The organism is Candidatus Limimorpha sp., from assembly GCF_056203535.1.
This window is the reverse complement of record NZ_JBADWU010000039.1, coordinates 16,510-31,245: the sequence shown is the minus strand read 5'-3', so window position 1 is coordinate 31,245 and position 14,736 is coordinate 16,510. Positions and strand designations below refer to the sequence as shown.

The 14,736-nt window shown below is 45.9% G+C and carries 14 protein-coding genes, 1 tRNA gene and 1 pseudogene; 4 read left to right on the top strand and 12 right to left on the bottom strand.

Annotation, left to right across the window (positions count from 1 at the left end):
- Positions 1-41 precede the first annotated feature (41 nt).
- On the bottom strand, positions 42-779 hold the full coding sequence (locus AC06MN_RS04465) for a sugar phosphate nucleotidyltransferase (protein WP_475671155.1): 738 nt from the start codon (positions 777-779) through the stop codon (positions 42-44).
- On the bottom strand, positions 776-2,221 hold the full coding sequence (locus AC06MN_RS04460) for a RapZ C-terminal domain-containing protein (RefSeq protein ID WP_475671154.1): 1,446 nt from the start codon (positions 2,219-2,221) through the stop codon (positions 776-778). Before AC06MN_RS04460 ends, AC06MN_RS04465 begins: the two co-directional genes overlap by 4 nt.
- 103 nt (positions 2,222-2,324) lie before the next feature.
- Between AC06MN_RS04460 and AC06MN_RS04455 the strand changes: the two genes are divergently transcribed.
- Together AC06MN_RS04455 and AC06MN_RS04450 are read left to right on the top strand one after the other, a co-directional pair.
- A complete protein-coding gene (locus AC06MN_RS04455; RefSeq protein ID WP_475671153.1) occupies positions 2,325-2,588 on the top strand; it encodes a hypothetical protein in 264 nt (87 codons plus the stop codon).
- A gap of 30 nt (positions 2,589-2,618) precedes the next feature.
- On the top strand, positions 2,619-3,572 hold the full coding sequence (locus AC06MN_RS04450; protein ID WP_475671152.1) for a DoxX family protein: 954 nt from the start codon (positions 2,619-2,621) through the stop codon (positions 3,570-3,572).
- Positions 3,573-3,667: 95 nt separating this feature from the next.
- Here the strand turns inward: AC06MN_RS04450 and AC06MN_RS04445 are convergent, their stop codons facing one another.
- Complete coding sequence (locus tag AC06MN_RS04445; RefSeq protein ID WP_475671151.1) at positions 3,668-4,537, bottom strand: phosphotransferase; 870 nt, start codon at positions 4,535-4,537, stop codon at positions 3,668-3,670.
- Positions 4,538-4,630: 93 nt separating this feature from the next.
- Here AC06MN_RS04445 and AC06MN_RS04440 point away from each other — a divergent pair.
- Positions 4,631-4,703 (top strand) — tRNA-Ala (locus AC06MN_RS04440).
- A 199-nt stretch (positions 4,704-4,902) separates the two neighbouring features.
- Here the strand turns inward: AC06MN_RS04440 and AC06MN_RS04435 are convergent.
- The 9 genes and pseudogenes from AC06MN_RS04435 to prfB form a co-directional block, all read right to left on the bottom strand.
- Positions 4,903-5,451: a hypothetical protein gene (locus tag AC06MN_RS04435; protein WP_475671150.1), complete on the bottom strand. Its 549-nt coding sequence runs from the start codon at positions 5,449-5,451 to the stop codon at positions 4,903-4,905.
- 42 nt (positions 5,452-5,493) lie between these two features.
- Positions 5,494-6,432 (bottom strand): DUF58 domain-containing protein, encoded by a 939-nt coding sequence (locus AC06MN_RS04430; RefSeq protein WP_475671149.1) that lies wholly within the window; start codon positions 6,430-6,432, stop codon positions 5,494-5,496.
- A 158-nt stretch (positions 6,433-6,590) separates the two neighbouring features.
- Positions 6,591-6,911: a thioredoxin gene (trxA, locus tag AC06MN_RS04425; protein WP_475671148.1), complete on the bottom strand. Its 321-nt coding sequence runs from the start codon at positions 6,909-6,911 to the stop codon at positions 6,591-6,593.
- 188 nt (positions 6,912-7,099) lie between these two features.
- A complete protein-coding gene (gene scpB, locus AC06MN_RS04420; RefSeq protein WP_475671147.1) occupies positions 7,100-7,915 on the bottom strand; it encodes a methylmalonyl-CoA decarboxylase in 816 nt (271 codons plus the stop codon).
- Positions 7,916-8,065: 150 nt separating this feature from the next.
- Positions 8,066-8,815, bottom strand: a complete 750-nt coding sequence (locus AC06MN_RS04415) for an SAM-dependent methyltransferase (protein ID WP_475671146.1) — start codon at positions 8,813-8,815, stop codon at positions 8,066-8,068.
- An 11-nt stretch (positions 8,816-8,826) separates the two neighbouring features.
- Complete coding sequence (gene dnaA, locus AC06MN_RS04410; protein WP_475671145.1) at positions 8,827-10,245, bottom strand: chromosomal replication initiator protein DnaA; 1,419 nt, start codon at positions 10,243-10,245, stop codon at positions 8,827-8,829.
- A 210-nt stretch (positions 10,246-10,455) separates the two neighbouring features.
- On the bottom strand, positions 10,456-11,070 hold the full coding sequence (locus AC06MN_RS04405) for an IMPACT family protein (RefSeq protein ID WP_475671144.1): 615 nt from the start codon (positions 11,068-11,070) through the stop codon (positions 10,456-10,458).
- Entirely contained in the window at positions 11,067-12,098 is a 1,032-nt protein-coding gene (locus AC06MN_RS04400; protein WP_475671143.1) for a DMT family transporter, read from the bottom strand. Before AC06MN_RS04400 ends, AC06MN_RS04405 begins: the two co-directional genes overlap by 4 nt.
- Before the next feature lie 723 nt (positions 12,099-12,821).
- Positions 12,822-12,993, bottom strand: a pseudogene (gene prfB / locus AC06MN_RS04395) (peptide chain release factor 2); the annotation flags it as partial.
- A 75-nt stretch (positions 12,994-13,068) separates the two neighbouring features.
- On the opposite strand from prfB, the gene AC06MN_RS04390 reads away from it, so the two are divergent.
- Complete coding sequence (locus AC06MN_RS04390) at positions 13,069-14,490, top strand: tetratricopeptide repeat protein (protein WP_475671142.1); 1,422 nt, start codon at positions 13,069-13,071, stop codon at positions 14,488-14,490.
- Positions 14,491-14,736 lie beyond the last annotated feature (246 nt).

The following is a 14,736-nucleotide window of genomic DNA, read 5'->3' as shown; positions in this document are numbered from 1 at the left end:
AATCATTCTGCGATGCACGTTTTGAACAATTTTGAACTCTTTTAATTTTTACGTTTTTCGTTTTCTTTCAGTTTTTCGCCAACGGATTTTATCTGTTCAATCTTTCCCAAATCAAACCATAGATTTGTCTGTATCTCTTTGGAAATGATTTGTTTGCGTTGTGCCAAATTAAGGTATAAGTCAATCACGCTGACGGGTTTTTTCTCGAAATCGGCAAAGAGCGTTGGCTTGAAAATGTGCATTCCGCTGAAAGCTTTTTCCTTGTAGTTTTCGGTGGCATCGTGTACCCATTTGTATTGCTCCGTACTTTTGTTTTTCCAACCAACGAGTTGATTTTCAGTATTGAAAAGAAGTTTTCTCACCGTTTCACGATCTTGCGTTAAGAGCCAGGCATCGTCGCCCGAATGGATGAAATCCTGATAATGTTTTTTGAGGTTTACATCGCTGATAATGTCGACATTGTGGATGAGCACGGCATCGGTATCGGTGAAAAAGGGAGTGGCCTGAATGATTCCTCCGCCCGTATCCATGAGTTGCTGCTGTTCGTCGGAAATCAGGATTTCGGCATTGAATGTGTGTGTGTTGACAAATTCAATGATTTGATTTCCAAAGTGATGCACATTGATAATGATGCGCTCAAAACCATTGGCAATGAGGGTCTCAATGGTGCGTTGCAACAGTGTCTTGCCGTTGATTTCGACCAAAGCCTTTGGCTTGTCGTGGGTCAGTTCCTTGAGCCGCGTGCCTAATCCGGCGGCTAAAATCATTGCGGTGTTCATGGCTTACGTTCCTCCCTGATTTTTCTTTCGCGGTGGTTGAGAATGAGGTGAATGTTGGGGTAGTCTTTTTTCAACCAGTCGTAGATGCTTTGGGCGAAAAAGACGCTGCGGTGCTGGCCACCCGTGCAGCCGAATGAGAGCATCAGGTTGCTGAAATGACGCTCCAAATAATTGTCGACGCTTTGCGCCACAATGCCTTTCACGTGTTCAAGGAAAACATGGGTCTGTGGCTTTGCAAGCAGATATTCAACGACTTCAATGTCTCGGCCGGTCTTGGTTTTGAACTCGGGTTCACGGCCAGGGTTGGGCAAGGCGCGGCAGTCGAAGACGAAACCGCCGCCGTTGCCACTGAAATCGTCGGGATAGCCTTTGCGGAATGAAAAGCTGTTGATGGTAACGGTCAGACAGCCAGCTTGTTTCGGCGTGTAGCGTTCTTCCAATTGCTTGAGTTGAATGATGACGCTTTGCAGTTCGGCAAATTGTGGCAGAGGGGTGGTTTCGCTCAGCAAACGGATTTCCTTGAGGGCAAAAGGAATGCTTTCAAGGAAGTGTGATTTTTTCTGAATGAGACCGCGAAAACCGTATGCGCCAAGCACTTGCATCAGGCGTAGATAAACGAAACAGGGAAGATATTCGTCGAATTTGAGTGCATCAAGGTCGAGGTGTGCGGATAGTTCCTTTTTATAATAGGTTATGAGTTGGTCGCGAAGGTCTTGTGGCATTTGCGCCTTGACTTGATAGAGCAGCGAGACCACGTCATATTGCAATGGGCCGCGTCGTCCGCCTTGGAAATCAATGAAATAAGGCTCTCCATTTTTCATCATGATGTTGCGCGACTGGAAATCGCGGTACATGAAGAAATCGTTGGGCGCCGTGCTGACGAAATCGGCAAAGGCGTTGAAATCGTTGTTGAGCCGCGTTTCGTTGAAAATGATTTCCTGATGCGGCTTGACAAAATAATATTTGAAATAATTCAGGTCGTCAATGATGGCTTGACGGTCGAAACTTGCTGACGGATAGGCTTTCGTGTAATCTAAACCTTGATGTCCTTCGGTCTGGAAACGCACCAAATGATACAGGACTTTTTGAAACGATTCGATGAGTTGCGGCGTGTAGCCTTTTGTCATCAAGGCTTGCTGGATGTGGGCAAAGAGGCTGTCGTCGCCAAAATCGTTTTGGAGGTAACAATCCTTTTTCCCGTTGATGCACAATACTTTGGGAACATTCAATCCGATTCCGGAAAAATGGCGGCTGAAACTGAAGAAAACTTCGTTTTCCTCCGTGTTGTCGCTGAAAGTTCCGATAAGGCTGCCGTTTTGGGTGAAAATCCTGTAGTATTTCCGCGACGAGCCTGATTCGGCAATGCTTTTGATGTCCGTGGGTGTTTCGCCGATTGAGCAACACAAATCGGCTAAAGTATTCTGAATTTCAAAGTCTTGCATCTTGATGATTGAATGAATGTTTTTGCAAATGTACACAGAAATAAACACAAAAGTCTCATTGCCTTGCAGAAATTTTATATTTTTGCACGAAATATTTACGACGATGAAAAAAGTTTTGATAGCAATTGCACTGATTCTTGTAGTGGCTTGTTCTTCATGCAAAAAGACAAGATATTGCCGCTGCACGGCGATTATTGATGACGAAGCTGTTGAATTAGGTCAGGACTATTATATCATCCTTGACCGTTCTTCCTGCAATGACCGTGCAAAGGAAATTGTGGGCTGGGGTCAAGTCACTTGTGTTGAGGTTTCGGAAGAGGAAGTCTCTGGTGAAGATGTACATCATTGGTGGGAGTTTTGGAATTAGTAATATTTTAACTTATTGATATTAAGGCGTATGTCAAAAAAGGCGTATGCCTTATTTTTTACCATGAAAGAACTGAAAGAGACATTGCCTTGGGTGCTGAAAATCGTCTTGGGATTGGTCTTTATCGTTTCGGCCATCCTGAAAGTTGCGGATATGGATCAGTTTGAGATTTATGTCTACAGCTACCATTTTTTCAGCCTCAACTTCTCGTTTTTGGTTGCACGCGCTGCCATTATTGCCGAGTTGGTTTTTGGCATCGGATTGGTTTCCAATTGCTTCCACAAACTGATGTGGTGGGGCTGTATGACAATGCTTTTGGCTTATACTTTGTTTTTGGCCTACGCTCAACTGATTGGCCGCACCGACAGCTGCCATTGCTTTGGTGATGTTTTGCAATTCAATCCTTGGCAATCCATCATTAAGAATGTGGTCTTGATGACGCTTTTTGCCTTGGTTTACAAGGTAAAGGGCATCCGTTTCCGTAACGACTGGCTCGTTTTGGCGGGCATCATTGTCGTGTCAACTATTGGCATTTTCGCAGTTTCGCCGCCCGACAATTTCACATCAGCATACAAGCCGCAACAAAACCTGAATGTTGAACTTTTTGATGCAGCTTTGCAAAAACCGCCTTTGGACAGTTTACATCTCGATGAGGACAAAAAAATTGTCTGCTTTTTCTCAACGGCTTGCGATTATTGCCAAAAGGCTGCGCACAAACTCTCTCTGATGCAACAATTTAATGGCTTCCCTGCCGAAAACATTTGTTACGTTTTCATGGGATCCGAAGAAGGCAAGTCGCGTTTTTATGAACTTTCGCAATCGCAAAATTATCAAGACGTAATCTATGAAGATGCCATCAACTTGCTGAAAATCACCAATGGCGTTTTCCCTGTCATTCTGTTGTTGGAAAATGGAAAAGTGATTCATGAATACGAATTTCGTTCGATGAATGAGAATGAAATTGAACGTTTTATGAGAGAATAAGAAAACACGTCACTCGGTTTGACGAATGGCGTGTTTCTTGTGATTATAAAAATCCTGTTTTTATCGTTTTTGTCGGTATAAAAAGATTTTTCCAATCAGAGCGAATCGTAAGACACAATCAGGTCTTTGGCCATGCCGAAGAACATGAGCGCGACTTGGTTGAAATCCATGTTGAGGTCTTTGCTAAGCCCGATTCTGTCTTTGAAAATGGCCACGTTGTACCATTGCAGGCACTGGAAAGCGCGGTGGAAATAAAGGCGTTGCAACTCTTCCTTGGTGGGTTTGCGTCCAACGTATGATTCAAGCAGGGACAAGGCTTTGTCGAAGCCCATGTTGCCGTAGCAGGCAATGTCGTAGAACGGGTCATTCATACCGGCAAACTCCCAGTCGAGGACGTAGAGCTTATCGCCATTGATAACCAGATTGGTAGGCTGGTAGTCGCAGTGGCAAGGCACTTGCCTTACTTGGGCATGGTTCTGGCGCATGGCGTCAAGTTGCTTGCGGAGTTGTATGTATTCTATTGGGTGCTCGAAACCTGTTTCAAAACAGTAACGCTCGTCATCATCAAGGCGCTGGAAAGCGTTGTATGGCCTGAATTTCAAGTCGCTGCCATGAATTTGCTTCAAAGCCTTGACCGACATTTCGTTGTACGAAACCACGTCCGTCTCCGACATGATGGTGCCTTCGACGTATTCAGCCAGTTTCTCGCCCGACATGATTTCGACGTAGGTCGTAACGTTATTCAAACCCAACTTGTTGACTTCCTGAATGTTTTCCCATTCTTCGACACGGTCAACGAATTTTTCGGCAAATTTGCCCGGCACGCGGTAAGTGTATTTTTTGCCAAGGCATTCAACAATGTAGGTGTAGTTGCTCATTCCGCCTTCCAAGCGTTTGACTATCTTCGCATTGTCGCTGTGCAACAAGGCATTGACGCGGGCAACGATATATTCTTCGACATTCATAGTGATGATAGATTTTTAAGGCTGCAAAATTACATTTAATTCTGCATCATTGTTCTTGCCAAAAAGAAAAAATTGTACTTTTGTAGCCGCATTGGGGGTTTAGCTCATCTGGTAGAGCGTCAGGTTCGCAATCTGAAGGTGGCCGGTTCGAGTCCGGTATCCTCCACAAAAAGCACTTATAAGTCGCTGAAAAACAGCGACTTTTTTATTTTTACCTTCTGGATTATGTGTCAAATAATTGATTTTGTGTATTTTGCAAAATCGTTTTCAAACTTGATTTTACAGACAGCGTCTTGTTCTTCAGCAAATCAAAACATTAACTTAATACTTCAAGAAGGACTATTCTCATTTGGGAGAAAAGACGTCTACATCAGGGGCTGCCATTTGTAGCCTAATCTTTTCAATTCCACGGCTGCCCCAATCTCATACATCACTTTCACAGCTCTTGCATAAATATAAAAGGCTCTAATACTTTGTGGCTCAATGTTTTCGTGACGGATAAAACCAATCGCCACAGTAGCACACTGGCGCATCAGCTCCTCAATCTTTTCCGCTTCAGGTGTCTCTAATCTGATGCCTAATATGTCGCGCACAATATGCTCATCCATATCATCGAAACCACGTCTACCCAAGAGTTTTGCATAAGGCCAAGCTCCGAAAACAGCCCAATCCTGATCCCACCATTTGGCAATTGCCATGCCCATGTAGCCAGCCCACGCCACCGAGACAGTCGGATAATCAGTGATGAGTTTCATGGCATCGGCCATATAATCAGGAGCAAAATCTTTCCATTTCGCATCAATATCATCAGAACGTAACAAATTGCCAGTCAATTCATTTGCTATGGTGCAAACACGAACCAACTCATTGCGAAGGTTCTTTTCAAAAATATCGTAATATAAAGTGTCGTCCATTTCCAAAAAATTTCGGACAAAGATAAGGCTTTTTCAAAAACCTCAACCCATTTTGCTGCGCTTGATGAGATAGCTGGTAAGAATCTGGTTGTAATCCTTATTGATATCAGCCTCCACATAATCAATTTGATACTGATAGCAATGCCGCAGAATGGCTTCCTTGCGCTCGGCCATCAGTCTTCTGTAAGTCTCCTGAATCTCAACGGGATTGAGTTTTAAGGTCTCGCCCGACTCCAAATCGACAAAACGGTACGGGCGGTTTTCAAAATCGAGGTCCTGCTCCAAGTCGCCATCGTAAACATGAAACAAAATCACCTCATGCTTATTATATTTTAAGTGTTCCAAAGCATCGAACATCTTGTTGAAATCCTCCATGTTGTCGAGCATGTCGGTGAAAATCACAACGAGACTGCGGCGATGCGTCATTTCGGCAATCTGATGCAGGCATTGCACCGTTGATGTCGTCTTGGCTTTGGTTTTGTCGTAGTTTTCAATCAAGCCTTCCAACTGACTGTAGATAAGTTTGTTGTGTACGGCAGATGACTTAGCTGCTTCGTGAAAGGCGATGGTCTCGTCAAACAAATCCAAACCGACTGCATCGCGCTGGCGGCGCATCAGTTCCATCAAGGATGCTGCTGCATAGACAGAGAAAAACAATTTGTTAGGATACTCGAAATCAATCTTTTGGCGCACCGGAAAACACATACTCGAACTTTGGTCGATGACCAGCTGACAGCGCAAGTTGGTCTCCTCTTCGTAGCGTTTCACGAAAAGTTTTTCGGTACGGCCATAGAGTTTCCAGTCGATATGGCGGATCGGTTCGCCGGAATTGTAAAGCCGGTGCTCGGCAAACTCCACCGAAAAACCATGAAAAGGACTTTTATGCAGACCCGTAATGAAACCTTCGACAATCTGTCGTGCCAAAAATTCCAGACTGCCGAATTGCGTCAAATGGTTCCTATCGATGGAAAAATCCGTCATCGAGTGTATACCTACTTTAAAATGGGAGGCCGTCATTCCGGGCTTGACCCGGAATCCCCTGCGCTAAACGGCTTTCTTTGAATGGGAAGCCCATGCAAGCAAGTCGTTAGGCTCAGGAGATTCCCGCCTTCGCGGGAATGACGGCTTCGCGTTTGGGTTTAGAACAATTTCTCGAGTTTCTCGACGAAAACTTTCTTCGGAGCGGCGCCGACATTCTTGTCAACGACCTGACCGCCTTTGAAATAAAGGACCGACGGGATGTTCATGATGCCGTATTTAGCGGCTGTTCCGTTGCAATCCTCGACATCGCATTTCACGGCAATCATCTTGCCAGCGTATTCTTCGGAGATTTCCTCCACGATAGGTTCAACCTTCTTGCAAGGGCCACACCAAGTAGCGCCAAAGTCAACCATTACAGGGAGTTCCGATTTCAGGACGACTTCTTCAAACTGGTCGTCAGTCATTTGTATTACTGCCATAGTTTTATAATTTTAAGTTCGTAAATTGATGCGCAAAGATATAAAAACTTGGAGAAATAAACTTCAATTTATGAAATGTGTGGTTTATTTTCCTCTCTTCCTATTGCTCCCTAAGTTTGTCGAAGAGGCAAAAACGTCAGTGAAATTTATTATCTCATTCCGACAGGCTCAACGAGCTTGACAGTGCTTCAATATTTTCCTTCGTTATTATCCAAATCGCAAGCCTTACCTTTATAGACAGGGTCACGTTTTTCGATGAAGGAATTAATGCCTTCGCGATAATCAGCACCATTGAAAACCTTTGAACGGTAAGCGTTTATGCGCTCAAAACTTTCAGAAGAGATGACTGTGGATGCCTTGCTGAGGATGCGGAACTGCCGCTTGATGGCACTGATGGATAGAATCGAATTGCGGCGCAACGGGTTGAGGAACTTTTCTTCGAGCAGTTGTTCAAGCTGGTCGGCGGGCGCAATCTGGTTGACAAAACCGACATTCAAGGCATCTTGTGCAGTGATAGGTGTTCCTGTGAAGAACATTTCTCGCGCCTTGTTGATTCCCAATTGATTGATAAAGTGCATGATGCCGGAAGCATTGTATGGGATACCGATTTTTGCCGGCGTGATGGCGAAAGTGGCCGCGTCGGTCGCCACAATCATGTCGCAGCTGATGCAAAGGTCGCAGGCACCGCCCCAAACGGTTCCGTCGACGTATGCAATGACGGGGATTGGGACATCCTGGACATTGCGGAGGAGTTTCTCCATCGGGACGTTGAAAGCAAGCGGGTCGTGGCCATCCTGAGGCAACTCGCGAATGTCGTGGCCTGCACTCCAAACGCCTCTTTTACTGCATTGTGCCTTGATGACAATGCCAACGCATTCTTTTTCGTAAGCCTGATGCAAGGCTTCAATCATGCTCATGCAAAGTTCTTCGCTAAGGCAATTCAAGTGGTCGGGGTTCTGCATTTCTATGAAGCAGATACGATCAATGATAGTTGTTCCAATCATGCTTTTATTTTTTTTGAATGTTCTGAAATTAACTGGTACATAATATTTGGATGTGAGACTACGGAGATGTGGGGATGCAAGATTTCGGGGTTTGAGGTTTAAAGGTTCGTAAATTCTCGTTTTTCCGTGGCCTCGCGTTCTCATGCTCTCTTATTTTGATTTGTGCCAATATCCTTTTGCTTCGCAATAAATAAGGAATACGGCAGGTCTTTTGTTCAAATCGCCTTTGAATTTTTTCCATTCCGCAATATCCTGACTGATAATCTGTTCGTCTTCGCAAGTAATGTTGGAGGCGATGCAAAGGCGTGTCGAAGGGTGACAGTTTTTGCAGAGGTCTTCCAACATGGCGTTGTTGCGGAAAGGCGTTTCGATGAAAAGTTCCGTCTCGTTGTTGGCGGCTGAACGTCTTTCCAGTTCGCGGATGGCGTTTTGCCTTTCAGGGTTCTTGATGGGCAAATAACCGTGAAAAGCGAAAGCCTGTCCGTTGAATCCCGAAGCCATCAGAGCCAAAATCATGGCGTTTGGTCCAGTAAGCGGAACGACCTGAATGCCAGCGGAATGTGCCAAATCGACGACTAAAGCGCCCGGGTCGGCAACACAAGGTGTGCCTGCTTCCGACATCAGTCCCATATCTTCACCGTTGAGGCAGGGACCGAGGTGTTCCATGAGATCTAAATTACGGGCGTTGTGTTTGTCTAACTCTATGAATTCGATTTCGTCGATGGGCGTATCCATGCCGAAACGGCTGAGATTGCGGCGCGTGGTGCGCGTGTTTTCAACAACAAAATGTTTCAGTTTCCTGACAATTTCCAAGGTTCCTGCGGGCAAAACCTTTTCAGGCTTGGTGGCACCAAGGAAGGTTGGAACTAAGTAAAGTTTTCCGAATTTTCCAGTAATCATTATGGAATGGATTATGATAAAATCTTCTTTTCGATGTCGGCAAGCTTTGCCTTGAATTGTTTGTCGGTCTCCAACCGGTCGGCGATGGCTTTGCAGGCGTGAGAAACGGTGGCGTGGTCTTTCTTGCCACATTGCATTCCGATGGAAGTGAGGCTGGAGCTTGAATATTTTTTCGAGAGAAACATGGCCACTTGGCGTGCCTGGACGACTTGCTGTTTTCTCGTGCCCGATGCCAGCTGGTCAAAGGAGATGCCGAAATATTCACACACCACGTTGACGATGTATTCCACCGAAACCTCCTTGACGGAATTGCGGATGAATCGGTCGATGATTTGCTTGGTCAAATCGAGGGTGATGGTCTTCTTGTTGAGTACCGATTGAGCCACTAATGAAATCATAATACCCTCTAATTCACGCACATTGGTTCTGGCATTGGATGCGAGATAATCCACCACTTCGTCGGAAAGGACAATGCCGTTGGTATAGAGCTTATTCTGAAGAATGGCAAAACGTGTCGGAATATCGGGCATTTGCAACTCAGTAGTCAAGCCCCATTTGAAACGCGAAAGCAAACGCGCCTCCATGTCTTGCAGTTCAGAGGGCATCTTATCGCTTGTGATGACCAATTGCTTGTTGTTTTGGTGCAAGTAATTGAAAATGTGGAAGAAAGTTTCCTGCGTCATCGACTTTTTGGCCAAAAACTGAATGTCGTCGATAATCAGCACATCAATCATTTGGTAGAAATGGACGAAATCGTTCAGATTTTTATTTCTCGATGCAGTGATGTATTGGTTGGTGAATTGTTCCGCTTGAACATACAATACGGTGGCTTCCGGATGCAAACGTTTGGCTTCCAATCCGATGGCATGGCAGAGGTGCGTCTTTCCCAAACCTGTATTGCTGTAAATAAGCAGCGGATTGTAAGCCGTCTTGCCTGGATTTCTGGCAATGGCCAAACCGCCCTGACGCGCCACGCGGTTACATTCGCCTTCAATGTAATTATCGAAGGTGTAGTTTTCGTTCAGCTGTGGGTCGATGACGAGTTTCTTCAGCCCCGGAATGACGAAAGGATTCATCGGGACTTCTGACAACTTTTCGGGAGCGGGACGTCCCAGTTGGTTCCTCGGGTCGGTGCGGTTCGAACTCGGCAGTTTCATGGTGGCGGAGCTATCGCCGCTGTCCATGACGATGCTGTAAACGAGCTTACCATCGGTACCAACCACTCTCTTGATGGTCTTCTTTAGTAAGTCGATATAGTGATTTTCCAAATACTCGTAGAAGAACTCGTTCGGCACCTGAATGGTGAGCACATTGTCGACAAGCGAAATGGGCACAATAGGTTCAAACCACGTTGTGTAGCTTTGTGCTTCGGTGTTGTCTTTTATTACCGATAAACATTTGTTCCATATTTCTATATGGTTGCCTGTCATTTCAAATTGCTTGTAAACCGTAGTATTGCTTGATATTTTTGGTGCATGAAAAAGGCTGAAAAAGCCCTTCTTTTTGCACGCTATCAAGGTTGCAAATATCAGAAAAAAAAGTTGATAAAAAAGTTTTTTTTCTATTGTTTGGAAACTTTTTTCTTTATAAAATACGAGGGAAAAAAATCACAAAATAAAACCACGATGTAATAAGCTGATTTACATAGTATTTATGTGTGTTGTTTTTACGCCATAAATGTTGCTGAATTTGTCGGCGATTCTTTCGGCCTCTTTTTTCCTTGTTGAAAACTCGAGGTAACAATCCATCTCGAAACGCGGATTCAGCTGCTCCAGATTCTCTTCTTTCATCACGCGCATCACTTCATTCATCAAGGGATAGCCGAACTCGAGGCTGTAAATTTCATTTATGGTTTTCTGAACAACTTGGGCGTTGTCCAAGGCATCGCGGGCTGCGGTTTTGTAAGCGTTGATGAGACCGCTGGTGCCTAATTTGATGCCGCCGAAATAACGCGTCACGACTACGCAAACGTTGGTCACGTCTTTCGATAGGATTTGGTTGAGAATGGGTTTCCCGGCCGTGCCCGATGGCTCGCCATCGTCGCTCGAACGGAAGTTTTTCTTGTCGGGGCCTATCATGTAGGCGAAACAGTGATGACGTGCATCGTAATATTGTTTCTTGATTTCGGCAATGGCTTTCTTGGCTTCGTCTTCGCTGAAAACGGTGAAGGCCGAGGCAATGAACTTGCTGCCTTTTTCCTTGTAAAGACCTTCGCCCGGCGTGGAAAGCATGTTGTAGGTGTCGTCGTTCGTCATGGTTTCAAAGTGATTAGGATGACGGCAATGATGGCCAAAGCCAAACCGATGTAGTTTTTCGCCGAAAGTTTTTCCTTAAACAGCAGTCGGCCTGTAATAGCCGTGGCGCAAACCACACCTATATTATAAATGGGAAAGAGGAAAACGTTGTCAAAAATCCTCATGCAGTGATACATGCAGTAGGATGAAAAGAAATTGACCAGGCCCAAGCCGATGCCACCCACAAGGTTCTTCCATTGGAATTTCGACTTGCCTTTGATGCGGTCGAAGAGCACGATGGCCAAGCCGAAAAGCAAGGCGATGAAATAGATGAAGGTGATCATGAAGGTCATGTCGTCGGCCTTGTTGAGTTGTTCAGTGAATTTCATCAGCATGTCGCCGGTGCCTGTCCCTAGGAAAATGGCTATCGGCAGAATGACAAGCCAACCGATGCTCTTTTTGCCGCTTTCGCTTTTGCCTCCGACAATCATGCAAAGTGCGGCAATGGCCAAAACGATACCGATTATGGAGGGAAGATTCAGTTTTTCGTGAAACAGAATCACACCTAAAGTGGTGGGAATCACGACGGAAAGCTTGCTCGACAGCGAGGTGATGGTCACGCCCGCGTGTTGGCTGGAATAGGTCATCAGCAGATAGGTGAGGATGAACCAGAACCCCGTCAGGATGGAAAGCCCGAACCAAGGTTCGGCGACGATTTCGGTCGGCGTGCCGATGCTTTTGCACATCAAAAGACCCGCAACGGTGGCGGCGGCATAGTTGGCGGCAATGGCGCGGTGGTTATCGATGCCGAAGCGGTCGAAAAGCCGCATGGCAATGAAAACGCAGGTCGAGCATAGTATGGCGAGAATGAGATATTGCATAACGCTGCAAAAATAAGAAACTGTTTTGATTTCTATCAAAAAGATTTGAATGAAAAGTTTGATGTAGAGACGCCGGTTCATCGCGCCTTCAGCATAATGCCAACAAGTGACCAAGGCCGCACTTTTTTCGCCGTTTCCGCACACTTTCTTCGGAGTTTCTTCGGTCATTCATCGAAGCATCACCGAAGAAACCCCGAAGAAACAGCGAAGAAACTCACTACTTGACACGGCGGAAGGAGCGGCTTGTCTGGGATTTCTTCCCCGCTTCAGTCGCTTGTTTTTTGGCTTCGTTCCTTCGGTAGCCATTCGGTAGCCGTTCGGTAGGCCATGTCTTCAAATCACACGGCAAAAGTACTGCTGCCCGATTGGGGCTTCTGTGCGATTTGATACGTTTCGTGCGATTTGAGGACATTTTGTGGAGAAAAGTTTTGTGTGCTTGCAAATTTTGCCAGGGGGAAAGTCCATTGATGACTCCTTTGCAGCAATTGGCGTTTTAAAAAATCATATCCAAGTTTTTTTCTATCTTTGCGGCAATGAAACTGAAACATCTCATATTGTTTCTTGCCGTGGTTGTTGCGGGATGCTCTACGCGGCGGGATGTGCCGGGCGTGGAGGGTGCTGGCGATGGGCCTTGTGTGGAGCTTTGCGGTATTGACAGCCTGATGTGGCGGCAGCCAGACAGTGCGCTGATGGCGCTAGTGGATTTTGCGGCTACACCGAAGGCGGATAGCCTTAGTGCCTTTGAGGGGCATTACTGCCAGGTGCTGATTTCGGAGCTGCTGTATAAGAATTATTATGCACAAAGCAATCGTGCCGAATTGCTGCAGACGGTTGGGTATTTCGATTCGATTGTGGGGACGGATGGAGCGGACGCACGCGGTGCGTCCCTTCGCGCATCTTCTTCATCACGGCTTCGGCGGCTTTCGGGTCGTTCCAAAACTGTGGGTCTTGTGTCTTTTCTTCTAATTCTTGGGCTTCGATGGTACGTCTTTCGACGTCAAAGATACCTCCTCAAGGCATCAATCCTCTTACATAAGTCTTTAAGTTGGTCTTGGGTAATCATATTAAACAAGGTATTTCGGGCTGCACAGGTAGGGAAAAATGTTGTAATTGCTGCAAATTCACTATTTTTGTCGCTGTGATAAGAAAATTGTTCATAGGATTCGCTTTTTTCATGGGCGTGATGCTGTTTGCTTGCCATCCCATATCCCGAGATGCACGGCAAACAGCCCACGATGCCTTGGAAAACGCTCGCATCCAGCTGGATTCGGGCAACAAGGCGGATGCCATGCGCTTGTTCAAGGAGGCGGAGCGTTACGGTTTATCCGCCAATGACCCCCTGACGGTTGCCCACGCTCGACTCAATATCGCGTATTGTTTGGGCTATTATGCCGACAAAGAAGAAGTTGTTTCGTTGTTGAAGTCTGCCGCAGAGGGCTTTGGCGAAGACTATGCCGACCGTGCCGATGCGCTGAGAGAGTTGGGCGATTTCTATCAGTTCCATAGGGCATACGATACCGCCGAGATGGTTCTGCAACAGGCTTGGGCCTACGCCGAACAAAGTGGCTCGCTGGAGGCGAAACGCACGGTTTCATCGGCTTTTTATGCGATGTATTTCAATGCTAGAGAATATGAGAAGTCGGGCGATTATCTGAGGCGATTCCTTCAAATGTCAATGCCTGATGTCGATGACAGAACGATGATGTATTATTACGACGGCATGGGTGACATCTTTTATGAGATGGGCAATTCGGATTCTACGGCTTATTATTATGGAAAGTTGGAGGAACTTGTCAACCAAGCCGAGTCAGATAAGGATATTTGGTTTTATTTTTATACCCTTGCCCATCAAGCCAAAAGTCGCGGCGATTTTGAAAAGGCCTTCGATTATTACTGCCGCTACGATATCGGCAATAATCATAGTAAGATAGAAGAGAAAAGGAACAACCTTATCGCGATGAGCCAGAAATATGATAAGGCGATGATGCAGAACGAGTTGAACGAGAAGATCATTCACAAACAGCGTGTTATCATCTTGATAAGTGGGGCGGCGGTCTTGGTTTTGTTGGCCTTCTTAATCTCGCAAATCCGATTGGCTCGCAACCGCAAGCGGGAAGCCGAAATCAACGCCGAACTGTTCCACTTCAAGCAACAGAACATTGCCTTGGCACAAAGGGATGCCGAACACGAGCAAATCCAGAAGGACTATGCCGACCGCCTTTCGGAGGCCTTGGACAAGGAGCAACAAACCATGATGCTGTTGGACATTTATCTGAACAACAGCAAGAAAGCCAATCTCCTCAATGACTTGGAACGTTCGGTTTTCGGCGACAAAGACCATTGGAAGGCCATGCTCGCCGTGGTTGAGGAGAAGTACCCAAGCCTTTGGGAAACCCTCGGGCAAAAGTTCCCCGACTTGGACGAGGACGAAAAGAAATCCTTCATTCTGTCGCATTTCAAGGTCTCGCGCCAGGAAGAGGCGGATTACCTTGGAACCACTGTCAATATGGTGGACAAACTGCGGGGAAGAGTCAGGAAAAAGATGGCTGAACGCCAATAATCTTTGGACTTTTTCAACAAAAAGTTTGGAATGAATGAAATTGCAACTTATTCATTCCTAAAACATTACAATTATTCAATCCCCAAAAAGTTTGGACTGGTCATTTAACCGCTTGACTAATGCGGTAGTTTTGCACCATGTCACAAAACGGCGTTTTCGTGCGTCTTATTTGACGCGAGACGGCGAGACGCGAGACTGCGGGACATGGGCTTGTCTCGAAGTCCCGTTGCTTCATTCTTCGCAATG

What these genes read in the sequence shown, in the direction of transcription:
- AC06MN_RS04465 (WP_475671155.1), bottom strand. Translation starts at nt 779, where the DNA reads ATGAACACCGCAATGATTTTAGCCGCCGGATTAGGCACGCGGCTCAAG.
- AC06MN_RS04460 (WP_475671154.1), bottom strand. Translation starts at nt 2,221, where the DNA reads ATGCAAGACTTTGAAATTCAGAATACTTTAGCCGATTTGTGTTGCTCA.
- AC06MN_RS04455 (WP_475671153.1), top strand. Translation starts at nt 2,325, where the DNA reads ATGAAAAAAGTTTTGATAGCAATTGCACTGATTCTTGTAGTGGCTTGT.
- AC06MN_RS04450 (WP_475671152.1), top strand. Translation starts at nt 2,619, where the DNA reads ATGTCAAAAAAGGCGTATGCCTTATTTTTTACCATGAAAGAACTGAAA.
- AC06MN_RS04445 (WP_475671151.1), bottom strand. Translation starts at nt 4,537, where the DNA reads ATGAATGTCGAAGAATATATCGTTGCCCGCGTCAATGCCTTGTTGCAC.
- AC06MN_RS04435 (WP_475671150.1), bottom strand. Translation starts at nt 5,451, where the DNA reads ATGGACGACACTTTATATTACGATATTTTTGAAAAGAACCTTCGCAAT.
- AC06MN_RS04430 (WP_475671149.1), bottom strand. Translation starts at nt 6,432, where the DNA reads ATGACGGATTTTTCCATCGATAGGAACCATTTGACGCAATTCGGCAGT.
- trxA (WP_475671148.1), bottom strand. Translation starts at nt 6,911, where the DNA reads ATGGCAGTAATACAAATGACTGACGACCAGTTTGAAGAAGTCGTCCTG.
- scpB (WP_475671147.1), bottom strand. Translation starts at nt 7,915, where the DNA reads ATGATTGGAACAACTATCATTGATCGTATCTGCTTCATAGAAATGCAG.
- AC06MN_RS04415 (WP_475671146.1), bottom strand. Translation starts at nt 8,815, where the DNA reads ATGATTACTGGAAAATTCGGAAAACTTTACTTAGTTCCAACCTTCCTT.
- dnaA (WP_475671145.1), bottom strand. Translation starts at nt 10,245, where the DNA reads ATGACAGGCAACCATATAGAAATATGGAACAAATGTTTATCGGTAATA.
- AC06MN_RS04405 (WP_475671144.1), bottom strand. Translation starts at nt 11,070, where the DNA reads ATGACGAACGACGACACCTACAACATGCTTTCCACGCCGGGCGAAGGT.
- AC06MN_RS04400 (WP_475671143.1), bottom strand. Translation starts at nt 12,098, where the DNA reads ATGACCGAAGAAACTCCGAAGAAAGTGTGCGGAAACGGCGAAAAAAGT.